This is a genomic window from Cetobacterium sp. (assembly GCF_051653945.1).
Classification (GTDB): domain Bacteria; phylum Fusobacteriota; class Fusobacteriia; order Fusobacteriales; family Fusobacteriaceae; genus Cetobacterium_A.
Genome location: NZ_JBOFXD010000093.1, coordinates 1 through 26,614 on the forward strand (window position 1 = coordinate 1; position 26,614 = coordinate 26,614).

18 protein-coding genes and 1 pseudogene are annotated in these 26,614 nt (G+C 23.5%); 7 read left to right on the forward strand and 12 right to left on the reverse strand.

Going from position 1 to position 26,614, the window contains the following annotated elements; translation table 11 throughout:
• The 3 genes from ACRC8M_RS10045 to ACRC8M_RS10055 form a co-directional block, all read left to right on the forward strand.
• Positions 1 to 232: serine O-acetyltransferase (locus ACRC8M_RS10045; protein WP_438529011.1), on the forward strand; the 232-nt coding region annotated here is incomplete at its 5' end.
• Positions 233 to 838: 606 nt separating this feature from the next.
• Positions 839 to 1,213 carry a Rid family detoxifying hydrolase gene (locus ACRC8M_RS10050; RefSeq protein WP_257164408.1) on the forward strand — a complete coding sequence of 125 codons (375 nt, stop codon included), beginning with the start codon at positions 839 to 841 and terminating at the stop codon, positions 1,211 to 1,213.
• 385 nt (positions 1,214 to 1,598) lie between these two features.
• On the forward strand, positions 1,599 to 2,189 hold the full coding sequence (locus tag ACRC8M_RS10055) for a tyrosine-type recombinase/integrase (RefSeq protein ID WP_257164407.1): 591 nt from the start codon (positions 1,599 to 1,601) through the stop codon (positions 2,187 to 2,189).
• A gap of 168 nt (positions 2,190 to 2,357) precedes the next feature.
• Here ACRC8M_RS10055 and ACRC8M_RS10060 read toward each other — a convergent pair whose 3' ends face one another.
• The 9 genes and pseudogenes from ACRC8M_RS10060 to ACRC8M_RS10100 form a co-directional block, all read right to left on the reverse strand.
• Complete coding sequence (locus ACRC8M_RS10060) at positions 2,358 to 6,086, reverse strand: hypothetical protein (RefSeq protein WP_438529012.1); 3,729 nt, start codon at positions 6,084 to 6,086, stop codon at positions 2,358 to 2,360.
• A 62-nt stretch (positions 6,087 to 6,148) separates the two neighbouring features.
• Positions 6,149 to 6,823 (reverse strand): RloB family protein, encoded by a 675-nt coding sequence (locus ACRC8M_RS10065; RefSeq protein WP_257164223.1) that lies wholly within the window; start codon positions 6,821 to 6,823, stop codon positions 6,149 to 6,151.
• A gap of 2 nt (positions 6,824 to 6,825) precedes the next feature.
• The gene (locus ACRC8M_RS10070; RefSeq protein WP_257164224.1) at positions 6,826 to 8,070 is read right to left on the reverse strand and encodes an AAA family ATPase; all 1,245 of its coding nucleotides are present in this window, start codon (positions 8,068 to 8,070) and stop codon (positions 6,826 to 6,828) included.
• 410 nt (positions 8,071 to 8,480) lie between these two features.
• The gene (locus ACRC8M_RS10075; protein WP_257164225.1) at positions 8,481 to 13,103 is read right to left on the reverse strand and encodes an SMEK domain-containing protein; all 4,623 of its coding nucleotides are present in this window, start codon (positions 13,101 to 13,103) and stop codon (positions 8,481 to 8,483) included.
• Positions 13,104 to 13,561: 458 nt separating this feature from the next.
• Positions 13,562 to 14,749, reverse strand: coding sequence for a protein kinase domain-containing protein (locus ACRC8M_RS10080; RefSeq protein WP_257164226.1), 1,188 nt, complete (start codon positions 14,747 to 14,749; stop codon positions 13,562 to 13,564).
• Between the two features lie 98 nt (positions 14,750 to 14,847).
• Positions 14,848 to 14,916: pseudogene (locus ACRC8M_RS10085) on the reverse strand (HU family DNA-binding protein); the annotation flags it as partial.
• A gap of 94 nt (positions 14,917 to 15,010) precedes the next feature.
• On the reverse strand, positions 15,011 to 15,772 hold the full coding sequence (locus ACRC8M_RS10090; protein ID WP_257164302.1) for a hypothetical protein: 762 nt from the start codon (positions 15,770 to 15,772) through the stop codon (positions 15,011 to 15,013).
• Positions 15,759 to 16,514 carry a ParA family protein gene (locus ACRC8M_RS10095; RefSeq protein WP_257164301.1) on the reverse strand — a complete coding sequence of 252 codons (756 nt, stop codon included), beginning with the start codon at positions 16,512 to 16,514 and terminating at the stop codon, positions 15,759 to 15,761. Before ACRC8M_RS10095 ends, ACRC8M_RS10090 begins: the two co-directional genes overlap by 14 nt.
• 51 nt (positions 16,515 to 16,565) lie before the next feature.
• Positions 16,566 to 18,359: a hypothetical protein gene (locus ACRC8M_RS10100; RefSeq protein WP_438529013.1), complete on the reverse strand. Its 1,794-nt coding sequence runs from the start codon at positions 18,357 to 18,359 to the stop codon at positions 16,566 to 16,568.
• A gap of 643 nt (positions 18,360 to 19,002) precedes the next feature.
• Between ACRC8M_RS10100 and ACRC8M_RS10105 the strand changes: the two genes are divergently transcribed.
• Entirely contained in the window at positions 19,003 to 20,655 is a 1,653-nt protein-coding gene (locus tag ACRC8M_RS10105) for an ATP-binding protein (RefSeq protein WP_257164299.1), read from the forward strand.
• A 160-nt stretch (positions 20,656 to 20,815) separates the two neighbouring features.
• On the opposite strand, the gene ACRC8M_RS10110 is transcribed toward ACRC8M_RS10105, so the two are convergent.
• The gene (locus tag ACRC8M_RS10110; RefSeq protein ID WP_438529014.1) at positions 20,816 to 23,035 is read right to left on the reverse strand and encodes a MobA/MobL family protein; all 2,220 of its coding nucleotides are present in this window, start codon (positions 23,033 to 23,035) and stop codon (positions 20,816 to 20,818) included.
• 739 nt (positions 23,036 to 23,774) lie between these two features.
• On the opposite strand from ACRC8M_RS10110, the gene ACRC8M_RS10115 reads away from it, so the two are divergent.
• From ACRC8M_RS10115 to ACRC8M_RS10125, 3 genes are all read left to right on the forward strand, one after another.
• Positions 23,775 to 23,960 (forward strand): hypothetical protein, encoded by a 186-nt coding sequence (locus tag ACRC8M_RS10115; protein ID WP_257163700.1) that lies wholly within the window; start codon positions 23,775 to 23,777, stop codon positions 23,958 to 23,960.
• A gap of 707 nt (positions 23,961 to 24,667) precedes the next feature.
• On the forward strand, positions 24,668 to 24,811 hold the full coding sequence (locus ACRC8M_RS10120; protein ID WP_438529015.1) for a type II toxin-antitoxin system RelE family toxin: 144 nt from the start codon (positions 24,668 to 24,670) through the stop codon (positions 24,809 to 24,811).
• A 191-nt stretch (positions 24,812 to 25,002) separates the two neighbouring features.
• Positions 25,003 to 25,671, forward strand: coding sequence for a hypothetical protein (locus tag ACRC8M_RS10125; RefSeq protein ID WP_438508462.1), 669 nt, complete (start codon positions 25,003 to 25,005; stop codon positions 25,669 to 25,671).
• On the opposite strand, the gene ACRC8M_RS10130 is transcribed toward ACRC8M_RS10125, so the two are convergent.
• The gene (locus ACRC8M_RS10130; RefSeq protein ID WP_257164358.1) at positions 25,632 to 25,937 is read right to left on the reverse strand and encodes a hypothetical protein; all 306 of its coding nucleotides are present in this window, start codon (positions 25,935 to 25,937) and stop codon (positions 25,632 to 25,634) included. The genes ACRC8M_RS10125 and ACRC8M_RS10130 overlap by 40 nt on opposite strands.
• 5 nt (positions 25,938 to 25,942) lie before the next feature.
• Positions 25,943 to 26,326, reverse strand: coding sequence for an IS200/IS605 family transposase (gene tnpA, locus ACRC8M_RS10135; RefSeq protein ID WP_257164359.1), 384 nt, complete (start codon positions 26,324 to 26,326; stop codon positions 25,943 to 25,945).
• Positions 26,327 to 26,614 lie beyond the last annotated feature (288 nt).

Genomic DNA, 26,614 nt, shown 5'->3' on the forward strand with positions numbered 1-26,614 from the left:
AATTTATCATCAAGTAACTTTAGGTGGAACAGGTAATGAAAATAGTAAAGAAAAAAGACATCCAACAATAAAAAATGGTGTGGTTATAGGAGCAGGATCAAAAATTTTAGGGGCAATAACACTGGGAGAAAATGTAAAGGTTGGAGCTAACACCATAGTTCTTCAAAATATATTGCCAAACTCAACAGTTGTAGGATTCAAAGGACTTGTTATTCAATCAAATTGCAAATAATTGAAGGATATATTAAGAAAATATATTATTTCGTAATAATATATAAAAATAGACATTAAGAGGTGATATTTATGAAAAATTATTTAAGTTATTGTTATAGTTCTTTTAAACTTCTAATAAAAAATTTATAACTTTATTGATTCTTCAAATAAAAAAACTATTACTCTAATGAGAAACTATATTTTTTATAATGATGTACTATAGCCATTCTATATTATAATATTAATGTATTCACAAGTATATTTTTAAGAGAAAATTCAAAGCTAGAACACATAAAAATTTTGTACAACAAAGCTAAAGGATCAGAAAATACTGGTTGATTTTAATCATTTAACTTATAAAAAAGGTAATATATTTATGATTAGATTTATGAATGAATAATTTTGAAATACTTAAAAGAAATATTCAAATTGAAGATATTTTTGAAATAAATAATTTGTTTCTAAGGGATGTAAATATTATCTCTAGCAATTTATTTAGTTTAATATTCATTTGTAAAAAGGATTTAATTAACATTTTTAGAAGATATTTTTATATAATATTTTTTCAAGAATATTTTGGAATATTTATTATTTTAATTAGTATCTTAATTTAGGAGTTGATATTATGAAAAATATAATAAACACAATTGAAGCCCCCGCAACTATTAATTACTCTCAAGCGATTGAAGTGAATGGGACACTTTATTTATCAGGTCAAATTCCACTTAATCCCAAAACAATGGAGTTAGAATCAAATGATATTGAAAAACAAACACATCAAATATTAAAGAATATTCAAGCAATCTTAGAAAAAAATAGTTATTGTTTTGAAAATATTATTAAAATAACAACGTATATTATAAATTTAGATGATTTTATAAAAATAAATAAAATCTATAATAAAGTTTTTGTTAATATTAATTCTGTTAGATCATTAATAGAGGTTTCAAAATTACCAAAAAATTCAAATGTTATGATTGAAATTGTAGCATCAAAATAAAATTAATTGATGACATACTCTAGCCATAAAAGTAATATATAATATCTTTGTGATTCCTGTATTATATCTCTTCAGGGATATATTCAGTAAAGTAGTTGAAGCATTAATCCCATTCTGCTTCAACTACTCCAATAAAAAAAATCTACAAGAGAAACTATATACTTTTTATACTTCTATTATAATAAATTAAGTTCATTTATTATAATAGAAGTTTTTAATTTAATATTTATAAATAATTATTTATATGTTCTAGTTTACAAAATATACTTATAGCAACTAGAAAACTCATATTTTATTGACTACTTACCTTATTACCTGTATAATCTATTTTATAGATAAAAACGTAAACTAGAAATATCAATAAAATAAGGATGTTGTGAAAATCATGAAAAATACTGTTGAAGGGTTTAAAAATGAGATAGATTTAAAAATATTTGAAAGTAGATTGGCTGAAATTAATCCTACTTGTTTTCTAGTATGGAAAGTTGGAGTTAATTTAGCTCTTAGAGTTTCTGATGTTTTAAAAATTACCGTTGATCAAGCTAAAAATTATCTTTTAACTGGAAACTATCTGGCCGTTGATAAGAAAACTGGAAAAGTTAATCATGTAAAAATAAATGAAAATACATCTATAGCTCTTAAAGAAGCTCTTGAATTAAGAAAAAAAGCTATAGTGTCTAAAGATAATCCATTTCTTTTTGTTGGAGAAGGGAATAGAACTAGTAAAAGTAAAAATCATATAACTAGACAGGCAGTTGATAAATATTTCAAAATAGCGGTATTTGATGAAAATTTAAGTATTCGTGTAGGAACTCATACCATGAGAAAAACTTGGGGAAATTTAGCATATTCTAAAGGATATAAATTAGAACTTATTATGAAAAGATTAAATCATAGTAGTCAATCTACTACACTTTTATATTTAGGTATTACTGATAGTGATATGAACAAAGTTGTTGCAGAACTTAATATTTAAAGTATAAATTATTTATTAATAAAAAGTTGAAAAAAATGACCTCATAAAATCGATTTTAAGGGCTTTAAAAAGATAAGGGTATATAAATATATACCCTATTTTTTATTAAGGAATTTTAACTTTGAGCTAAAATAGATTATTTTGTTCATATATCTTTATTATAGGTTTTTATACATTGGTTAAGTATTCTTCAAATTCGTTTATTGTTAAATAAACGATATTTGAATCAATTGGCGGATACTTTAAATACATATTTGTTGTATAAGTTAGAAAAATTGGAATTACAGTTATTTCATCAATATGAATATCAAATTTACGATTAACTACATCCTTTATAACTGACTTCAAGTAAATTTGTCTTTTTAGAAATTGTTGTATATAATATTTTCTATTACTTCCTTTTCTCCCAAAAATTTGTTCCATTGTATTTTTTAAATCCTTTGCACAAAAATCTTGAGAAATATATTTACATTCTATATTAAAAACAATCTTTTTTTGAATATCAAATAGCAAAACATCATAATCTCCTAATAGATCTAATCTTAGATGTTTACCTTCTTTATCAAAAGTTCTTAAATCTACCTCTCTAAAGATAAATCTGGATTCATAACCCACTTTTTGTGCTATTTCTATTGTTTTGTATACTATTTTATCTTGAATTTGTTTTGCATAACTATCTATTATAGTTTGAATTTTATTATTTTCGTTTCTATAAGGTAATTTTCCGTTTAAAATATGTCTATAATATGTTTGCTGACTTCTACTCATTAATTCACGAGTAAAATAAAATTTAGTTTCAATTTTTATGAGAGGTTTTATAATTAATCTATAAGGTCGCTTATTTATTTCATCATACGGAATAAAGCCTTTTTCAATTAATTTATCTTCTCTTAGAACACTTCCTAAATAAGCAGGATCTAAAGTTAAATAGTTGATTACTTCTCTAAAATATTTACTATCTATTTCTGGATAGCACTCTTTTAAATAAGATATTATTTCTTCTTCTGATATCTCTTCCGTTAGCTGGTCATTACCTCTATATAGATATAGTGCATGAAGTACTTCAAAAATATTTGTTATTGTAAATTGATAAAAATTTTTAAATTCTATATCAAGTTTATTAAAGAAATCGTTCATTTCTTTTTCAGAAAGAATTCCACTTAAATCATTTCCGCTAAACGTCATAGTTGTCATTTGTTTAAACCAATCATCATTTATATCTTGGATATGCTTAGGGTTTTCTACAGAAAACAACATATTATCTTCTATAATTAAATATAATTCTTCATTAATTGAATAATAAATAAAATCTATTGATGTAAATACATCTAATAACCATTTTGATAACGCATATAAATATTTTGCATCATTTTCATTTATTTTTTTTTCTCCATAAATATTTTGGTACAATTTATTTTCAATAATAATTGTAAAAATTTTATGGGAAAACATGAATTCTTTATTTTCTTTAATATATCTATCAAATTCATCAAAATATAACTCTTCATTATGATGTTTTCTAACCATTTTATTATAAAAAAATAATTTTTCTAGTTTCTCTAAAAAAAATAAAATTAAACTTTTATCAAACTCTAATATTTCGCTTAATAGCTTTTCTGTAATTATTTTTCTAATATTATACAATACTTCTAATGAATCTTTCCCTACATATTTTCCAGGAGTTATTCCTTTTTGTTTTAAAAGAATAGCCATTTCTTTTCGAATTTTTATATAAAATTTATCTTCTACTTCAAATTTTTCGTATATATTATCTCTTATGATAGTACTTTCTACAGGGACTCTTCTTATTATATTTGATTCATTTTTAATTTTTTCAGCACCAAATAATATTTCTGATACTTTTTTTAAATTAAAATAACTAATTATACTAATAAAAAAATCTAATTCAAAAGATTTTGTTTTATTTTCTACAAGAGTTTTTGATATCTCTAAAGTATTAAATAAAATTCTAATTCTATACTCATTAAAACTTAGTCTAACGAAATCACTATCCCATTTTTTGGTTGAATCTTTTAAGTGTAATAAATGTTTAAATTTAGAATCTTTTAAAATTTCTTCAGGCATTAATTTTATCAAAATATTATTTTGTTGTGTAAAATATTCATCAGTTTCCAAAATATATTTAAATTTCAAAAAATATTCTATTAATATACTTTGTAAATCATGTCCAATCTCTTTTATATCTGAAGTATAAAATTGATTTTTTATTAAACTAACTCTTATTATAGTATTTCCTATCTTTATACTTGAACTAAAATCTCCCAAATTTTTATGAAGCAAATCAACTACACCATTTTCTCTAGCTTTTATGTCCCATTCTTTTGGATGACCATAATCGATATATTCTTTATTTTGCCAAAATAACTTTAAACTATTATATCTAAATTCATCTGAAGAAGAGGCTGACAGCATTAATAAATGTGGATCTTCTGCACCATGTAAAATTTCGCCGTGCCCCATTTTAAAATTAGCAAAAATATCTAACTTACTTACAGAAATTATCTCTGTTTCTCTTTCCATATAACTATTAAATTCTTTAAATTCTTCTAATTTTTCAACTTCATCAAATATATATATTAGTTCATTGAGAAAAATTATTTTAAAATTAAATTTTTTTTCTTTTATTAACTCCGGGGTAAAATTTGATTTTAAATAGATGTTATAAAAATTTATTTTTTTTATAGGTCCATTTATTTGAATATTCTGTCGTTTTAAATGATCTGCAAAAACAAACTTATTTTCGATTATTTTTTTTCTTTCATTCTCTATTTTTATATTTAAAATATCTAAATCTTTAATTTCAGATGTAAAAAATAAAAATATCTCATCATCACAAATAAACATAAAATCATAAATTAAATCATTTTTTTTATAACTATTCTTTTCAGAAATAATAGGTTGAATCAATTTTAAACATTCTTTATTAAATCGAATATCAATAAAATTAGCTATCCCTAACTTTATATTTTTATAAAATGTATATTGATCTACTTTAAAAGCTTGTTTTTCATAAATATTTATAATTCTAGCTATTAGATCTCTAGAAAATAATGGAAATATGCTATCTTTATACTTTAATGATAAAGAAAGTGGTATTCCACTATCAAAGCTACTAATAACTTCTTCTATATTTTTACATTTTTCTATTCTTTGTATTTGATCTAAAGTAAAAATATCATTGGAAATAAAACTAGAAATATATTTAAAATTTCTAGTTATATTTAAATAATAATCAGAACTTGGAACTTCAAAATAACCTGGTATTAAATTTTTTATCTCGTTATAATCTGAAGTTATTTTTATAATATTCTCTATATAATTTAAAGTTTCTACAAAGATATTATGTGGATTCATATTATCTAAAAATAAATCTTTTGAAGGTAAATACATAATTTCAAATAAATAGTAATATTCATATAAATTACTATAATTTCCACCATAAAAAACAGAATAATTTTTATTGTTATAATAATACTTTATCTCATTTTTATCTCCTTCAGGAATATAATCTTCATAGTAATTAAATTCAGGCATATATTCTTGTATTTTTTTTGTAAAAAATTCAAATTTTTTATAGGTATTTATCCTAAAATTTAATTTACTTTCTTCCTCAGTTAAATTTAGCAAGATTTGATTTAAAATATAAGACTTGAATGTACTGGACTTATTTGGTAGCCAAGAGTTTATAATAAATATAGATTGTATAACATCTTCAATCTTAAAATTTAAAATAAAATTTTTTAAATTAATAAAAAAATCATCTTCAGTTTCATAAAAAATTCCACCATTAAATTCTCTTATAACTCTTTTTTTACAAGCAGCTTCAAAATTTTGATCATCTAAATTCATAATTTTATCAAAAAAATAATTAATCATAACGCCTCCATTATTTCAATAATTATTATTAAATCTAAAATATTATTCAGTTTTTTGACTTTTTACAACATATTCTCTAATAATTCTACTAATTTAAATACAGTTGTAGCTGGCTTCATATCAGCATAATTATATCCATCTTTTAATAATCTTTTAGCATTTACAATTGCAAAATTTTGAGATCCATATTCTTTTAAAATATTATAAATTCCATCCATATTTTTTTCATACTTACCCAATCCAAGACCTTTGAAAATATAATTTAACTTCTCTATATATTGATATCTTGTTATTCCTGTTGAAACATATTCAAAGTGAAGTAAAAACCAAAGCTCAATTGCCTCATTAGACCAAGCTACTTCAATATTCTCTTTTTCTGCATTGATTATTGCTGAATTAAACTGCTCATTTGTAAATGAATCTTTATCAAATACACACCACACATGGCCAAAAGGAATAGAAGCTTGCGCTTTTAATCTTAGAGTATGCCTAACTAAAGATTCCGTATTTTTTCCGCTTCCATCAATCTCTATAAATTTTTTAAGATTTACCTTTTTTAAATCAACTAAATCTCTAAATTTTACTTCTAACAAATCTTTTAATGTTTTAAAATAACCTGGTTCTGTCTTCTCTCCTTCACACACAATTAGAATTCTATAAGGAGTTAAATCTCTGACAGCTTCTTTTCTTATTTTTCTCTCTCTAACCCTTTTTTTATGTAAATCATCAGATCCCAAAGTTATTCACCTCCCATTCCAAACTCTTTTAAAATAGGAACAGCTCCGTATCTTCCATATAAGTAATCTTTATTATAACTAGCATCTTTTCGGACCTTTGTATCATCTAATCTATATTCAATAAGAGAATAAAGACTAGATTCATTTTTTTCATTTTTCTCAACAAACCATATTTCATCTCTTCTAAACAATTCTTTTGTTAAATTAACAACATCATGAGTTGTAAAAATTAATTGAGCATTTTTTTTGTTAATCTCCTCATTAAAAAAGATATTAACAATATACTTAGTTAACAAAGGATGTAATTTAGCGTCCATCTCATCAATTAATAAGGTAGCTCCATGTTTTAAAGCTTTTTTAATCGGTTCATATAAAGTAATCATCTTCAAAGTTCCATGAGATTCTTCAGATAAATTTAATGGTTCTGGCTGCTTAGTCTCATTGTTGGTATGAATTGAGAAAACTTTATAGGCTGCATTTCCATCTTCATCCTTTGAATCAGGAATCTCTTCCACTTTTATCTTTTCAATTCCCACATCTATAGAGTTTAGATATTTTTCAAATTCATTTTTATCCTCTTTCTCATTAAAACACTCTTGTGGTAGTATTTTATGAGCCATCATATCTCTTAAAGGGTCTCCAAAATTTATAATATTTGTTTCAGAAAACCAATCATAAACATTATTTATATCATGAAGCTTAATATTAGATAAAAATGAAAGTAATAATGTCTGGGGACTTAAACTGTTTAACAGTGGTAAATAATCTTTTAAACTATCATTTAAGCTATATTCTTGGAATTCTCTTTCAAATATAAGGATATATTTTTCTTTCATACGAAAATCTCTTTTATAAAGCCATTCTTCAAAAATTTTATTGCTATCTAAAGAGAATCCGTATTGATATTGTTCTTCTTTATATGTAAAATAAACTTCAAAAGTCGAAGTAGAGTTTTTGCTTGCTTCATCAAAACTAAATCTTTTAAGTGGAATAACTTTTCTTTTACTTGCATCTGTAAAAGATGTTTTCACTAAAAATTTCATATGTTCTAAAGCTTCTAAAACATTTGATTTACCACTGGCATTAGCACCATAAATAGCTGCAACTTTCAATAGTTTTTCAGTTACTGCTCCTTTATTTAATAAAACAACATGATTAGAATGCTCAGTTATCGATGTTGCACTCATATCTAAAGAGAATTCATCTTTATATGACTTGAAATTTTTACAATTAAATTGCATTAACATTATTATCACCTCTTAATTAAAGAATACCATTTTTTTCTTTAAAAATAAAGAAAAATGAGAAAATTTCTCATTTTTTCATCTTAAAATACTCATTAATGTGACTTTAACTGTAAAACTTAAATCCATATTAATTTTCTCTGTATATTATTAAAAATATTTTAATTTTATAATACAGTATATGTCCAAAAAAATTAAGTAAAACGTATAAAAATAAGTAATTATTTTTTTAAATCAAATATATTATTTACACTCTAGTATAGATACAACACTACTGAATAATAGAAAAGAGAGTCCAAATGGACTCTCTTTTCTATTATAATTATTTTTTAAAATCCATTTAAATATTTTATTAAAATTAATCTTCCTCTAGTAATTACAGGTAAACTATATACTTCAACTGAAAAAATATTTTAGTGAATTCTAAACTCATCTAAAACAACAGCTGCTTCTTTAAAATTTATACTTATTAATAATTTAAGAATATTTTCATAAGAATCTGTTAACTCTTGATCTTGTTTTATTTCATCATTAAAATCTAAAAATGCTTTTGTTATAATGAAATTAACCGTTGTTTCTGATTCCTTTATACTTGTAATAAATGATTTAAGATCTTGTTGAGCATTATTAAAACAAGTATTAATTGAAATTAATACTTCAGGAAGTAATTTATTAATATGCAAATTATAAATCACATTGAGCATATCTGATAAATAATTTTCCCCATATTTTGACCATAAGTCATTTAAAAAACATTTATCCGAATATGAAAATTTAGTTGGATATTTATTATAATTGATAGAATGATATTTTCCCATTGTTAAAAACAATAATTTTAATAAATTATTTTTAACGATATCATTAGGCACAGCTAAAATATTTTTTTCTATATTCTTAATATTTTTAATACAACATTTTCTAATAGAAGGAGAGTTGTATGCATCAAAGAATGTCGATAAAATAAGCAATGAATCTTCATAAAATTCATATATATTATCATTAAATTTTGAATAATTCATATCTGAAAATAATAGAGATAGTTCTAAAGAAATATCATCTGAATATGAAAAGTTATTGTTTAAAAATCTACTTACTTTAAATTTGGCTAAAAAATTATAATAACTTTTAGATGAATAGAGAACTTTAATAATTTCTTGTATAACACTTTTCATAACTTTATAGAATCTAGAATCTTTTAAACTTAATCCACAATTAGAAATGTGACATAATATATTAATATCATAATTTTTTATATTAAAATTTTCTAAATTAAATATTTCATTATTAATGAGATATTTTAATATTATTTCATCTTCTTTCAATATGGAATTCTTTTGTGATAATGCAATAATGGTATTAAATAATGATATTGCTGCTTTTTCGTTAGTCAATAAATATTTTTGAAGAATAGTTGCTATTTCAATTAGTCCTGGTTGTTGATCATCATAAATCAAAAGTCTTAACATTAATTTTTTTATTTCTTGAAATGTTTCACCACCACTATTTTTTTCAATTTCTTGAAATAAAACATAAGTAAGAGGATAGTCATATATAAAAGTCTCATTTTTAAAAATTCTATTAATTCCATTTATCCAGATATTACAGAGCTCTATTCTTTTATTTGTATTTAAATCTTCTTTTTTTAAAGCATATGGAATAAGTAACATTAAAAATCTTTCTATATTTATATGATTTATAGAAGAAGGTATCATATTATACAATTTATCTATATTATTAAGACATTCATTTGTACTTAATATATTATTATTAATTTTGTGAACGCATTCATTTAAAATATTCGAAAGAGTATTTTGCTCTAAATTAAAATCATTGTTCTCTATTTCATTTACAACTTTTTGAGCTTCGCCCGTTATTTTAGGAATTAAAATAATAGTTTTATCATCAACTTTTTGAGCCTGAGCATCTCTTAAATCCATTTTTTGAATTTGTAAATATAAATAAGCATTTTCATTATCATTTGATATTTTTGAATAAAGATAATCTAATATATTTTCAATTTGTAACTTTATATTTGAGTCTCCTTGTAGTTGCATGTTAACCATATATTGTTGTATTGAATATATAAACTTCTTTTCGTCTTTTGTTGTTGGATATCGTTTTTCTATAGAGTAAACTCCCATTGTCCTTATTATATGATTTCTTAAAAGTGATATAGTTTCATCAGGGAATAATGATATAATTTTTTGAGTATCAAGCATCATAAGAGTTAAACTACTTCCTAATTCTTTTGCATATCCTGGAAATTGTTTAGCAAATCGATGACCTATATTCTGAATTAGAGTTAACATAATAATATTATTAGAATTTTCAAGGATATTCTTTTTTATATTTTTTAAAAATTGTTCTAAAAGCTCTTTGTATTTAGATAAATCTTCAATTAAGATAATAATTTTTTGTGTTAAAATATATATAATATCTCCAATTAGTTCATTAATATTATTTTCTTCAGTTCCTACTGTCCAAAATTGTAAATTTCCTATATATTTTTTTAAATTTCCAACTTCATCAATTCTAATTTCTATATCGTATATATCTTTTGAATTTTTTTCTTTATATTTCTCAGCAATATAATTGGTTAATTTAATTGCCCAATTTAAAGCTTCCATATAATTATATTTTACAAGCATTGTAAAAAAAGAATTTTGATTAATATATTTAAAATCATAAGAATAATTTTCAGCTTTTTGATTTAATCCATACTCGCTATTTTTAGATCTGAGAGATTCATAATGCATATGGTAAGGATTTATTTCTTTTTTATGGGAATATATCCAATAAACATCTGCAATTTCACATAATTCTAAAGATAATTCTTTAGCTAGAGCAGGTGTTGTATTTTTCAAAACATATTCTAGAATTTTTTTAGAAAAATAATTATCTTCAAGCTTGTATTGAGTAATTATATCTTGCCAAAAATCTTTTATCCAAAGTTTCGAGTATTTAGCTAATGTGTATATAGGAGTTAAATATGTATTAATAGTTTTATCTAAAGAAGATTTATTTTTATTATCTATATTATCCATTTCATATTTAATAAAATATTTTAATATTTCACATGAAATAGTTGCAATCTCTAACTCCAAATTAATTTGTTTAGAATAATCTGTACAAATTTGTATTATTTCATTTTTAAAAGAAATATCCTTATGAATATTATTTTCCTTTAATAATTTTATAAGCTCAGAACGCCCAGTTCCTATAGGATTTAAATATGCGTAAGAATTATCATTTTCTACAGATAATATTTTTGTCTCAAATGAAAACATATTTACAGTTTCTAAAAATTCTTTTAATCTGTTTTTACATATAAAATCTCCATATTCGATAAAAAATTCTTTACAAAATCTAGACTTTACAATTCCTATAATTGTTTGTTGTTTCCATGGTTCTAGAATGATATTAGAAGATATCAAACTATATAGGAATTTTTGTCTATTATTTTTTACAAATAATTTGTTTTCTATCCAAATTTGATAACGTCTATAAACACATCTTCCTAAACTTTCAATTTCAGAAAAGAAGTTGGCAAAATTACCTTTACAGTTATCAAACTTTTCATCAAAATAGTTTTCAAAGCAAATATCTTCAAATATATCATATTTTAAACGAATCTTATTTTCAAATTCTATAATAATTCCTTCTGAGATTAAGATATCTAATATATTACTATCAACATCTGTTTTAGAGACTCCTATTAAAAATTCCTTTGCTCTTGAAAAAACAATATAATTAATTATATTTGAAATATTTGATGTATTTATATTAAATTGGGTACTTTTATTTTTTAAACAAATTATATTTTTCCAAATATAATCTCTTAACTCATTGATGTCTGTTATACTATCTATAGATTTAATTTTGCTTATAATTAGATTTAAATAAAATGGTGTTCTGATTAATTTAGTATAAGAATTAAGATTCCATATTTCTTGTATTAATGGATATTTATTTGCAATTAAAGCTATCTCTGAATCTTGTAATTCAGTTATTGAATAAACAAAAATATTATAGTTTGCTTCTAATTTTATGAATGCTGTTTTATCACAAGTTCTACAAGAAGTAATAATATGCACATTATTACAATTGCTTGCCAACTCATATAACTGATACAAAATATCCATTTTAGTTTTTTTACCATCTGCAATAAATTCAAGTGCATCAATAAAAAAAGTAATCTTTTTACCATTAAGAAACTTTAATGTTTTATTAATATCTAAATCCCAAACATCTTCTAATTTTATGATTTCTGTAAATTTTTCAGCACGAGCATATAATATAATTTCTTCATTTAAAACAAGTTTTTTACAAAGTGCAGATTTACCTATACCTGCATCCCCTTGTATTGAGATAAATTTATGGTTATCTTTTTTTATATTAATAATGATATTACTTCTATCAATTTCATATTCGTTATTTAAAAGATTATCTACATTCTTATCAATAAGAGCTTTACTTAGGTTTGACATATTATTTAATTTTTCGGCATTATTGGAATACGATTCAGATTCATAAAAAAGTATATCATATAAAGATTTTTGAAATTCAAGATCATCTTTTAGTCTATCAATAATATCATTAATAGTTATAACATTCTCAGATGCAATAAAATCAATATTTCCTATTTTATTAGTACCAGAATAATCTTGTATTTTATTTATACTTTCATTTCCTAATACAAAAAAGTATAATTTATTTATATTTGAAACTTTGTCAGATTTTGCATCTTTTATTTTTATCAAAGTTTTCTTAATTTTTGCCGGAATATCTTGAGCTGTACTAACTTGTATGTATAATTTATTATCTTCAGAAACTAAATCAACATACGGAAAATTAGAGAAATTTGAGTTAAGATTTAAAAAATTTTGTCCAAACCATAATTTAGATATTTCTGATGCAAATAATTCATATAATGTTGCATTATCAAATAAACCATGTTTATTTGATAATTCTATTTTTTGCTTATAGCTTACTAAGTAATCTGTAATATATTTAATTCTTTCTGTAGATTCTTTCATTAATCCTCCTTTTTCTTATCTTTATTGAAACTAAAAAAATTTGTTCATATTTTTTCACTCTTCATTATTATTCTATCATCTGATTACACTTTATATCAGTCTATTTAAATTAACATTTTTTAAATTTTTATTTCTTTATTATATATTTATATACTATCATAGAATAATACTAAAAACAAAAAAGATGCTATAAGCATCCTTAGTATACAAGTCTTACATATCAATTGAATTTAAAACTTCTCTTAAAATTGTTAATTCATCTTTAGACAAAGTTATTCCTTTTTCCCATTTTTTCATGGTCTTCATTCCAGTCACGAATATCTATTTTAATTTTCTAGAATTCCAAGAAATTAGATTAATCTTATTTTTCCATCCCTTAGTCTCTTCTCCAACTGTCCCTAAGTTTTCAATAATCTCAAATTTTATTTCTGCCATATTGTCCTTACCGTTCTTTTAATTTATTCATCAAAAATATCTTTTTTAAGTTTATGTACTGCTATTATTAAATCATTTATATCTTGATATCTATTTTTAGAATCTAAATTCAATCCTTTATCTCTAAATTCAATTAAACTTTTATTTTTTAATTTTGAAAAATTTGTTTTACCAGTTAACACAAATAAAATTATTTGTGTTAACGCAAATGTTTCATGAACTATACTATATTCTCCCAATCCGATTCTTTCTAATATTGGATCATTTAAAGATCCTCTAAACTCAGTTGTGGGATCTGTTAATGTACTTTCTTTCAATTTAACTAATCCAAAATCTGATAATTTAACGATTCTGATGCCTTCAAATTCTTTTATTAAAATATTAGAATAACTTATGTCTCTATGCAAAATCTCTTTTTTATGGAGAAAATTAAAACATCTCAAAATCTGAGCTATTATACCAAATCGTTCATCCAATTTTAGACTATCTTTATTATTATGACTTTGAATAAATTTTAATAATGTGTTATCCATATATTCCATTACATATTCATTTTTATCTTCAAAGTAGTTATAAACTTCTACAATATATGGATAGTTTAAATTCTTTAAAGTATCATATTCTCTCTTAAAACGAATTAAGTCTTTTTCGCTTATATCAGACTTTGCTCTTTTTAAAGCAAACTTTTTATTATAAAAACTATCTTCATATGAAAAAACTATTGCATATGAACCTCTTCCAATTTCTTTCAAATTCAATGGTTTAAATTTATCATCCTTTATAATAGAATTTTTTTCTTTCCAATTGTAAACTACTCTACCAGAAATGGATTCTCCTTCAAAAAGCTCATATCCATCTTGTTCTAATAAACTATTAATCATTTTTTGATATTTTTTCCAATCAAAATTCTCATTTCTAACTACAGGATGAAATACCTCACAAATAAATTTCAACAAAACTTCATCGCTTGTTAATAATTCGAATCTTGAATCTAAAAATACCCAGTCTCTTTCCCAATCATCATTATTTATAGTATGCTGCCAGATATCTCCTTCTGCATTTTCAAATCTTGAGTCTGTAGAAGTCATCTTTTCTAAATTATATATTCTTTTTAGAAACTCTATCTCACTTAGTCGACCATAATAATTTACAAAATCGAGTCTAAATATATCAAAAATATCTCTTCTTGTAATCTCACTTATTTTTATCACGATTTTTCCCCCAAATTTCAAATATAACTAAAAAGGAAGCAATATCTTTATTGCTCCCTTTAATTATACTATTTAGCTACCTTTTCTACCAGCCCTTTTCAAACTCTAAATTTAACTATTTTCTTCTCTAGAACTCTTATTTCTTCTCCTGTCTTAGGATTTCTACAAGTTCTTACTAATTAAATCGTAGTTTCAAATTTTCTAAATCCTAATACTGCTAAATTTCTGTCTTTTCTCAAATATTTCTTATTATATAAATATTTATATATATTTTTCTAATATCTTTTCTATTCTTTGAATATCTTTTTCCAGTGTTTCTTTTTTCTTATTATCTAAATTATCAAAAGATATACTCTTTAGCTTATCATTAATTCTTTCATATTCTTTTAAAAAATCAAAGTCTGCTATTGATACTATTTGAACTACTTCAATTTTACTTTCAATTATCATTTGTAATTCTTGCTTATTTTTTCCTTCATCCAAAAGTTTTAAATACTTTTTTATTTCCTCTTCAGGTTTTAAACTAATCTCATCAATCATCTTTTGTGGCAAAGTCATTAAAATATTTTTCCCTACAATTGTTTCTAGTTGTTCAAATAATCTATAACGTCTTTTATATCTTAGTGCTGTCATTTTATTGAAACCATTTTTATCTAGCCATTTAGTATATATACCATCATACTGATTAGATCCACTTAATTTTTCTTCAACATCAACAAATATTTTACCTAATTCCAAAGCTGTCTTTGAATGTAGTTTATATAATTCCGTTGATTTTTCAATTAAAAATTTATTTATTTCTATATCATCAGTTAATTCAAAAATCTCTTTAAAATTTAATTCATTCTCTATAATTTCATTTGAAAAAATAGAATCATCTTTTGCTGGTAACAACTTGTTACCAGCATTTTTCTCTGTAACTACAAAAGCTTCATCTTTTCCATAAATATCTAGTCCTAATTCTGAATCTCTATTAATTGCTTGACTTCTTCTTGCAGGTATTTTATTATTAATTTTCACCATAAATAACCCCCAATATCTCATTTGTTAGCTCCTCATACGCAATTGCTCCTGCTGAAGTTGGTGAATATGAAAAAATTGAGCTTTTTGCTCTAGAAACCTCTGATAGTCTTACGTTTTGTGGTATTGTTGTTTTCAAAATTAAATTATTATAATTTTCTTTTAAAAATTCTATATTATCATTATGTACATATAATCTTTTATCGTATTTAGTTATAAATATTCCACCAATTTTTACTTTAGCACCTCTATTTTTTAATTTTTTAATTAAATGAACTGTATTTTCAGTTTTTCTTATACAAACATCTTCTGGAATCGTTGGTATAAAAACATAATCTGATGCTATTAAGGCATTTAATGGCAAGCTACCTTCTGTTGGTGGACAATCTATTAACACATAATCATATCCTTTTAAATTTTCTAAACTATCTGTAAGAATATAATGCCTATCTTCTGCTTTTATTCCTTCTACAGTACTTACAAGGGCTTCTTCATTTACTGTAGCTATTATATCCAATTCTGGTGTAACAGTTATACAATTTTTTATATTTTCACCTAATACTAAATCTTTTGTATTTTTACTTATCTCTTCTTCGTCTAATATAGTATAAGTTAAATCACCCTGAGGATCCCAATCTATTACTAACACATTCTTTCCCATAGACTTTAATTTCGCTGCTATCGAATGACATGACGTAGTTTTTGCAACTCCTCCCTTCATGTTCATGATTGATATTACTTTCATTCAATCCTCCCTATATACCAATATTTTTTCTATTATATTTTACAATATAAATTATATCAAATTCTTTTTAATTATATCTTCTAATTTTTCTAAAGTTAAAGTTTTATTTAAGAAATCTCTCATACAATCTAATATTATTTTCTTTTTAATTTCTTCTAAATTTGAATTTTCTTCTTTGATTAAATCTATGTAAATATTAACATATTCATCTACATAATTTCTTAATTTTTCTTTATCTATAAGAATTATTAAGCTTTCCTCAATAACTGGTTCTTGTTCTTGATTTTTTATAACTTCTACTTCTTTTACCAATTGAGGATATTTTTCTAAATAATCACAAATTAATTTTTTTCGACTTCCTAAAAATGCTAATTGTTGAACTTTTGTCTCCATTCCACATAATTCAATATATTCTCTATAAACGTATCCTTCTATTCCATTCTGAATTTCTAGTGGTAACTTTTCAAATTTAGAAAATAAGATATTTTGATTTTCTTTTTTTTCTGCTTCTGTTTTATCATTAAAATTTAAAGTACTCTCTTTAAAATCTAATTTTTTATTCTCTGTTATCTCGATAATATCTTCTGCCCAATCATTTTCTAAAGCTTTTAAAAAATATGCTCTCGGACTCTTCAGAGATTTTTGCTTTACCATATACAATACTGTTTTTTTTACTTTATCTAAACCAAATTTTAATAAAGATTCGTATATAGTTTTAGGCATAGTTGTTAATTTTTTTGCTTCTTTAGGCATCAAATTAAAAATTTCTTCAACTAGCTCTGGAGTTATATTCATATTTTCATTTTTTATTACTTCGTGTTCCATATCACTAATTAACATATTTGATGATATTTTTTTAAAATAATTTAAATCTTCAAAAAATCTCTTTTGTTTATCAATAATACTAATTTCTGGAAAATATATTTCAATTTCTGATTTTAACCAAGTACTATCTTTTAAAAAGTTATATTTTTCTATTAAATTTTTGGCTGCTAATTCTTTAAAAGCACCCTCTAAAGTTTTTATCGTTTGAGGTAAATTTCTCTTTTCAAATTTTAACGGAATCCTTTTTATTAAAAAAACAGTATCTATCTTTAAATAATTTTGATTAAACCTTAATTTTTCAATAAGCATATAAATAGTTCTTGCGATTGAAGATTTTAAATCTAAGAGCAAATTACTATCATATACAAAATATCCTTTATTTACCATATTATCAAAAAAATGATCTGATATTTTAATCCAATAAGCTTCTTTTATTCTTTTATCGTTAAACTCTGTTCTTAAATGTTGATGATTTTTTTCTAATAAACTTTTTGCTTTAAAAGTTAAAATAGGAGTACTTACCTCTTCAGATATAACTCCTTTATTCTCACTTGAATACATAGTATTTTTAAAATTATAATTTGTAGATGATAATCTCATCAATGAATTTTTTATAACAGCTCCATAATTTTTTGAATTAATTTTAGCTTCTGTTTTTATTTCTGAACTTGTTGTGTAAAACTCTTGTTTCATTCCGTTTCTTTTCATAATTGACATTAGAGCTATAAAAATAACTTCTTCAGTTTCTCCTGGTATATACTCTCCTGCTGATGGAGTAACTGTTATAAATGTATCACGGTTTTTATTAAAATAATATGTTGTTATTTCATTTTTTCTTTTCTTAGTATTTTTAGAGAAAATAGGAAACTGTATTATATTTATATCTACTCTTACAAGTGATTTATTTTTTATTGAATTTTCATCAACATAAAGTTCCTCTTCTAAATAATACGTTTCTCCTGTATCAATAGTTTCTGTTTCCATGTAATTATCTGAGTCAAATTTTTTAATATTCTTCATTGAAATCTCCTCTTAATTAATTAAAAAATAAGAAATACTTATTACTAAGGTATATCTCTAAAATTTGACTTATTTTTTATAAAAATTAATGTTTTTTTACAAAAAATATACCTTAGTAATAAGTAAAATACCACTTTTTAGGCTTTTTTTCAAATTTTTTTGAAAAATATACCTCTTTGATAACGAAAACTATAGAAATACCTCAGTAATAAGTATGAAATACCTCAGTAATAAGTATGAAATACCTCAGTAATAAGTATAGAAATACCTCAGTAATAAGTAAAGTATACCTCAGTAATAAGTATAGCATGTTTTTGTATTTAATCCAATAAAATCAATTGTTAGATGCATAAAAAACACATGTATTTTTTGTACATAACAATATATACAATATAACAATATATAACAACTATATACAATGTCACATCTATTAATATTTTTGTTAAAAAACCTCTGGATTAAATTTCAGAGATTTTATTTTAGGAGAAAATCAAATGAAAGTGATAAAGAAAATTATGATTATATTATGGAATACCTAAAAAAAGAGTTAAAAAATTTCATATTTCATAGTAGAATATATAAGTGTTAATTTTGAGCCGAAGATGTGATATACTTAAGAAAATATATTAATGAGGTGAAAAAAATGGTTAAGAAAAAGTTACCTGTAGGAATAGATGACTTCAAAAAAATAATAGAAAATGATTATTATTTTGCTGATAAATCAATGTTCATAGATGAATTATTGAATAAGAAATCTGAAGTAACACTACTACCGAGACCAAGAAGATTTGGAAAAACTTTAAATATGTCAATGCTTAACTATTTTTTTAACATAGAAGATAGAGAGCTTAATAAAAATTTATTCAATAATCTTAATATTTTAAATACAGACAAGATGACGTATCAAGGCGAATACCCAGTTATATATATCAGCTTAAAAGATATAAAAGTCAGTAATTGGATAGAATGTTTTGAAGAAATAAAAAAATTACTAAAAGACATATTTAATACTAAAAGATATATTAGAGAAAAATTAGATGAGAGTGAAAAAATAGACTTTGATAAGATAGAGTTTTTAAATGAAACTGGAGATTTTATGGGAGCATTAAAGAATCTATCTAAGTACCTTTTTAAATTTTATGGGAGAAAGACGATAATTCTAATAGATGAGTACGACACACCATTAGTAACAGCTCATTCACAAGGTTATTATGATGAAGCCATATTTTTCTTTCGTAATTTTTTGAGTGCAGCATTAAAAGGAAATCCCTACTTGGAATTTGCAGTGCTTACTGGAATATTGAGAGTAGCGAAAGAAAGTATATTTTCAGGATTAAATAATATTACTGTATCTACAATATTAGATAATAATTTTAATTATTTTGGATTAACTGAAAATGAAATAGAGCAAGCCTTAAAATACTATGAATTAGATTATGAACTAGAAGAAATTAAAAAATGGTACAACGGTTATAGGTTTGGAGATAAGCTAGTGTATAATCCTTGGTCTATTATAAATTGCATTAACAATAAAGAACTTAATCCCTACTGGATAAATACCAGTGATAATGCTCTAATAAAACAATTATTAGCTAAAAATGATAAAAAAGTTTTTGAAGAGCTGGAGTTAATATTCAAGGGAGAATCAATCTGGGAAACTATTTCAGAAAATATAGTATTTGATGATTTAAATAATACGAATACTGTTTGGTCTTTAATGCTATTCTCAGGATATTTAACATATGAGAAAATGAGAATATCTCCAATAACTGGACTTAAATCATACTCATTAAAAATACCTAATCAAGAGATTAAAAGTTTCTTCAGACAAAGTTTCATAGAGACATATACAAAAGGAGATGTCCATTTTTATGGAACTATGATGGAAGATTTATTTTTAGGAAATTTAGACTCATTTATAAATAAATTTAAAAAAATGTATATGTCAGCAGTAAGTTATCACGATACTGGAGATAGTGAGAAATACTATCATCACTTTATGCTTGGAGTTCTTTTAACACTAGGTGATAAGTATATAATTACTTCTAATAGGGAAAGTGGCTATGGTAGATATGATATAGCACTAGAACCTAAAGATAAGAGCAACTATGGATTAATATTTGAGTTTAAAATAGGTGATAAAAACTCTATTGAAGAGAAGGCTAAAGAAGCTTTAGCTCAAATAAATGAGAAAAAATATGATATATCTATGAAAAATAATGGAGTATCAAAAGTAATAAAAATAGGAATGGCTTTTAGTGGCAAAGATGTAGCTATTGAAAGTGAGATTAAGTAAATTAGAAAAGAGGTTGTCCTTAGGGATGACCTCTTTTCATTTAGGGAAGAGATAAAAACTGTATAATGTAAATATGTTTAAAAACATAAATTTTTTCTATCACCTCTTCTAATGGAGTATTCAGTATGTGCTTACATTTTAAATTATTCTATTAAAATATCTAAAAATCCATTTCAAAACTTTTTCTTTTCTTTTTCTCTATTTCAAAATCAACTAAATAGTTTCCTAAGATTTTTCCTCTTAAATTAATATAATTTGTTTTTAAAGAATTTTTAGTAAATCTATTGGATATATCTTTTTCAAGATCTAATTCTCTTTTCAGGTTTTTTGTCTCTTTAATAAAAAACTCTTTAAGTTTAGATTGTTCACTATACATATCACTTTGTTTAGAATATCTTTTAGCAATACTATCTCTTAAGTCATTAATTCTAGATATCTCTTTATGAAGTTTTTCATCACCAATAGATTTTTGAATATCTTTAAACTCTTTTTCTAATTTTAAAAGAGACTCATTAACACTTTTTAATTCTCTATTTATTTTAGTTAAAGAACCGAGATGAAATAACTTTTTAGATAAAGTTGAGTATGAATCTTTTTCTATTTCCAATTCAATTCTTTTTTTATTTAAACCTTTATACTCCTTCATAGCTTTAAAGTATCTTCCCTTACTTAAACTATTTAAAGCTAATCTTTCTATATCACCAAATTTCAGATCTTTAAAATAATTATAAATTTTAGATGACTTTGACGCTCTTAAACTCATTTTAAGACGTTCGGACTCTTTGTTGGATAAATAACACTCAAAAACACTATCATCCACCTTAATTAGCTTTTTATGAAGAATAAGAGCTGTTATTTTTCTATCTAATAATATAGATTCTTGTAACTCTTTTTCTTTTAATAATTTTTCCTCTATACTTTTTTCAATTCTAATCTTCTTATTTTTCATTTCAGGAGCGGAATAATCGCTTTTTATCTTTTCAATTTGAGATAAAATAATTTTATTGGATTCGCTTAATCTTTCAATCTCTTTTTTAAAGAAATTTAGCTCTTTCTCACTACCATCTTTATACTTATAACCAGATTTATATATCATTAAGTTTAATTCATTGGAATCTAATTGTCTCTTTAACTTAGAATACTCACCTTTAGTCAGAATATTTAAACTTGTAGTTTCTAAGTTTTCTAATTGTCTTGGAATATTTTTTAAGATCTTTTCAGCTTTTTTAATTTCGTAGTTACTTTGGTTAAATATATTAAATTTAGTATTGAAACTATTTTTTAATTTCTCTTCAGCATAAATTTTAAACTCATTCTCTTGTATCGTATCTTCAAATTGTTTTAAATGCTCTTCTAAAGAGAATTTTTTATCATTTAAATCTTTTAATAATAGATTTAAAGAATCTAACTTATTTTTTTCCATATTAAAACTGCTTAAAAGCTCATATTCAACTTTTAAGATCTCCACATTTATTTCTTCTAATTTCTCATGAGTGTCTAAAATATCTTGGTACTTACTATCACTAAAGTTATTTAACTCTAAATCAATCTCTTTTATTGTATCTTTTTTCAAAGATTTCTCAGCTTCTAATCTTTCTAATTTTAGAATTTCATCTTTTAACTCTTTTATCTCTCTATTTAACTTAAAAGATTCAAGCTTCTGTTTATGAGTTTCACTTAATTTCTCCTCAGATTTTTTTAATAAGGCTCCATTAATATGAATGGGATTTCTATCTAAAGATTCAGCTAAAAGGTAATCTCCTCTTTCTAAAGCAATCTCTCTTTGTTTTTCTAAAGTTTCACATGAAACTCTCTCATTAACATTGGCATTTTCTAAATATTTATTTTGCAAATCTTCCCATATTTTTCTTATCTCTAACAACTTTTCGATATTATTCCACTCTGTATTTTTCTTACATCCTCCACGCTCTGGAGATTTGGCGTTTGCTCTTTTAAAAAAAATATCTTTATTTCGCTCAATTCCATCAAGCTCTCTTGGAGAAAACATAATATGAGCGTGAGTATTTAAAATCTCATTTTTATATGAACTTTCTTTACTATGAATAGATACAGAATAGTGATACTTTCCCTCTAAAATGATATCTAGAAACTCATTTAAAAGCTCAATATTCTTTTCTTCAGTTAGTTCATTAGGAAGGGAGATTCTAATCTCTTTATAGACTGTACCATTGATTCTTTCTTTTTCATCACCAGCTACCCAAAACTCTTTAGGAGATTTAGACCAATTAGGCAAATTGTGATTTGTGTATTTAATCTCATTTTCTTTATTAACATATTTGTTTTGTCCTAAAATATAGTCAATATGTGGACCACCTTTTCCAACTCTACCATAAGATATATTCAAATGATAATTTGCCATAATATTCACCTCCCTTAAAGTCGAAGACACCTGAAAGGTCAAGATACCTCTTCTAACACGCAGTTTCTAGCAATTTGCCAAGGCAAATGTAAGAAACTATTAAGCGTGCACTCTGGTGACTTTTCTTGCCCTCTTATACTGTGCTAATGATCAAATTCTTTTATTTTTTTTGTTTTTAATTTAACCCAATAACTGAACAAAAAATAAAATAGCTTATGTTCAAAGTATATAAGGATAAATTATTAAATATTTAATAATTATAAGAGATGTGATACTCTAGAAGAGTTGCAACCCTCATTTAGAGATGATTTTAAGATTATATTTCAACGAAAAAATTCTTTAAATATGATATTATAATGGAAAAAACAATCTAAAAATTATGAATTTAATTTTTAAAATTTATTGTGCTATTTTCAATTAACATGAAATTAGTGTAGTAGTAGTTATTTATATGATTAAAGTTAAAAATAGTTTTAATCAAAATATAGAATTTAAAAGAGCAAGAATTTGATTAATATGAGTTATGTATAGAGCTATTTAAGAGTTCCTAGTAAATAGAGTTAATATTTTATTAAATATTCTGAAAGAAAGCAGATATTTTTAAAGTATTTAAATTTTAAGGAATATTGATATAGTTTTAGCATTAACAGATTACATTAGTAAATGAAATAATAGTCAAATTTTTTTAAATTTAAACTTATTCTATTGAACATACTAAAATAAAAAAGGTAGGTGGAAAATGTATAGAGTTACTTTATTAGAAAAAGAGGAGATTTTATTATTTAAAGAGTTAGAAGATTATGAAAATACTTTTACTTACATTGAATCTTTAATAAAACAATTGGGAAAAAATAGAAAAATTATAGTTCATGAGAAAAGAGATGATAAGTGGGCAAAATTTGGTGAATGGAAATTAGAACAATAAAAGAGGTGATTTTTTGATAGACTTAGAGCTAGAAAAGTTGATGTGAAAAATAGCTATTGAAATAGAAGAGAGAATAATAGATTTAGATTTTAAAGTTAAGGGTATAACTTTTGATAAAAAAGATGATGAAGTTTTAAAAATAAAGATAGTTAAAAAATAAAAATTACAAAAAATAGAAAGAACCTCTGGGGGGGGATAGAGGTTCTACTATTTTGGGGGATTAAATTATTTATTACTTTTAACACTTTTTATAATATTTAGACAAGAGATTATATGAAAAAAGTTTTAAAAAAAATAAAATATTTTTTAAAACTTTTAATGAAAAAATAAACGTCTAAAAGTCATAATAATAGTTAGAAGGTAGAAAAGTATTTAAAAGTTTAGAGTATTAAAAAATAGCCATCACACAGTTTCAAAGATGTTTTAATTTTAAAAAAATGAAGAAAAATAGTATTTTAATTAATTTTAACAAATCATGAAGTTGTTTTTCTAACTATTATAGAGGTAATAGATTTAAAGTCAGTAAACTGTTTTACTATTAAAAGATTTAAAAAGTTTTTTAAAAAAATGATTGAAAGTTTTAAAGTTATTAGAAGGTGATTTAGTAGTGAAGTAGAGGGATTTGTGATGGTTGCCCTCTACTTTTTTTATGTTTAAAATTTTATGAAGCTTTTACTGAAATTTCTAAAGATACTAGAATAATTTCATTGTATGATGTAAAAAATTTAAAAGGAATTAAAGATATTAAAAGACTTAGAATTGGAAGTTATAGAGCATTATTTAAAATAGTTAATGATGAATTAGTTATATTGATTATCAATATTGGAAGTAGAGGAGAAGTATATAAATAGGTTATTAACCTATTATATATAGTAAAAATCGATTTTTTAATAATGTTTTCAAATAAATTGAGTAGGGTAAATCCTGTTTCTTTAGTAGATTCAGGATTTTTTTATTTTTAAAACTTTAGAATAAAAAGTTATTGACAGGCCCGGGGCTCTAATATATCTTGTTATTTATCACTGAAAGGAGAGTAGATATCATGAAAATATTAATAAATGATTTTGTGAATAGAGTTGGAATTTCTAAAGATATAATCAAAAGACTAAAAGGATTAAAAACATTATCTCATGAATTAAAGGTGAATAATTCTATTCAAAATTTAAAAAATGGGAAGCTAGAAAATCCCTTGCTATTAGATGATAAAAGATATTTATACTTGGAAGATTTAAAAAAATTAATTGTGTATAGTTTAATAAGAACTAGAAAATCAATTCCAAAAGATGTAATTTTAACTCAAGATATATTGAAGAAAGATGATATAGATAATCTTATAGCAAAATTGATTTTATCAGAAAATAAAAGATTTAAGTTGATGAAAGATAAAATTATAAATGGATTAGATATAGAGGAGTGTTTAAAGGTATTAGAAGAACTTTATCCTAAAAAGATGAATGAGACTTATACCATCGATGATATGTTAGGCTTTGAAACTATTGCAAATAAATATATTGAGATAAAAAGTACAGAAAGTAATAAAATTCAAAAGAGTGAGAAAAAACAAGAGTTAGGATCTACAGATAATATTTTAGAAGATATTTTTAAGAAATATTCGAAAGAACCATATGGTTATTTTCCGTTACAACATCCAACTGGAAATGGTAAAACTTTTCATCTAGAAAATTTTATTGTAAAAAATATAAATGAATAGTTTTGATTATTCCAAGAAATAGTAGGCTTTTTAAAAGTACAGTTTCCAAATTGTTTAAATTTAGTTTTAGCATATCTGATTAATTCGTTCTTAATAACAGAAGGAAGTTCAGCGTCTATATGCTTTGATGTAGCTTTAGGAAACTTTTTATCAGCGACAGCAGTTTCTATTAAAAGGTTAGCTTGTCTGATATATTCTTTGGAAAGTCTTACCAGTTCTTGAGCTTGAAACTTATTAGGTTTTAGCTTTATCTTGATGGTTTTCAATGGATTCATCCCCTTGTTTTTTGAGATTCAACATATCTACGGATAGTTTCAGATGATACATTTCCTGCCGTAGATACAAAATAACTTCTTGTCCACAAAGTAGGAGCTTTTGACAGGCTTGAGAACTCCTTTCTTAAAATGATACTTGTATTGCCTTTGATTATCTTCATAATATCAGCAGGAGAATATTTAGGAAGTGCATTAACAAATATATGGGCATGATCTTTATCACACTCTATTGCTAAAATTTGCATATCATATTCTTTAGCGATTTGGAAAATTAATTCTTTGAACCTTGCTTCTATATGAGGATTGTTAAAAATTTTCCTTCTATATCTTGGACAAAATACTAAAGAAAAGAGGTGAAAAGATTGTGCCTTATATCCCACTAATTTATTGGTGGGATATAAGGCACTTTCTGTAATATAATGAAAATATTTAATTAGAACCTAATAATTTGCTTAATAGATAATAATTTCATAATATAATAGCATTTTATATATTTTTCTTATAATTAAATTTTTTTTAATCTATGTAAATAATATTAGGATATACAAAATCTTAAAATTGAAGATTTAATTGGGTTTATGATTATATAATACAAGATTTTTTATATTTTGTTTCTCAAGATCGGATAGGTTACAGTTCTCAATATAATTTTTGAAAATAGTAAATTT

Coding starts and splice junctions, on each gene's coding strand:
- ACRC8M_RS10055 (WP_257164407.1), top strand. CDS start 1,599: ATGAAAAATACTGTTGAAGGGTTTAAAAATGAGATAGATTTAAAAATA.
- ACRC8M_RS10110 (WP_438529014.1), bottom strand. CDS start 23,035: ATGGCAAATTATCATTTGAATATATCTTATGGTAGAGTTGGAAAAGGT.
- ACRC8M_RS10090 (WP_257164302.1), bottom strand. CDS start 15,772: ATGGTGAAAATTAATAATAAAATACCTGCAAGAAGAAGTCAAGCAATT.
- ACRC8M_RS10050 (WP_257164408.1), top strand. CDS start 839: ATGAAAAATATAATAAACACAATTGAAGCCCCCGCAACTATTAATTAC.
- ACRC8M_RS10095 (WP_257164301.1), bottom strand. CDS start 16,514: ATGAAAGTAATATCAATCATGAACATGAAGGGAGGAGTTGCAAAAACT.
- ACRC8M_RS10075 (WP_257164225.1), bottom strand. CDS start 13,103: ATGAAAGAATCTACAGAAAGAATTAAATATATTACAGATTACTTAGTA.
- ACRC8M_RS10115 (WP_257163700.1), top strand. CDS start 23,775: ATGTATAGAGTTACTTTATTAGAAAAAGAGGAGATTTTATTATTTAAA.
- ACRC8M_RS10070 (WP_257164224.1), bottom strand. CDS start 8,070: ATGTTAATGCAATTTAATTGTAAAAATTTCAAGTCATATAAAGATGAA.
- ACRC8M_RS10105 (WP_257164299.1), top strand. CDS start 19,003: ATGGTTAAGAAAAAGTTACCTGTAGGAATAGATGACTTCAAAAAAATA.
- ACRC8M_RS10125 (WP_438508462.1), top strand. CDS start 25,003: ATGAAAATATTAATAAATGATTTTGTGAATAGAGTTGGAATTTCTAAA.
- ACRC8M_RS10060 (WP_438529012.1), bottom strand. CDS start 6,086: ATGATTAATTATTTTTTTGATAAAATTATGAATTTAGATGATCAAAAT.
- ACRC8M_RS10100 (WP_438529013.1), bottom strand. CDS start 18,359: ATGAAGAATATTAAAAAATTTGACTCAGATAATTACATGGAAACAGAA.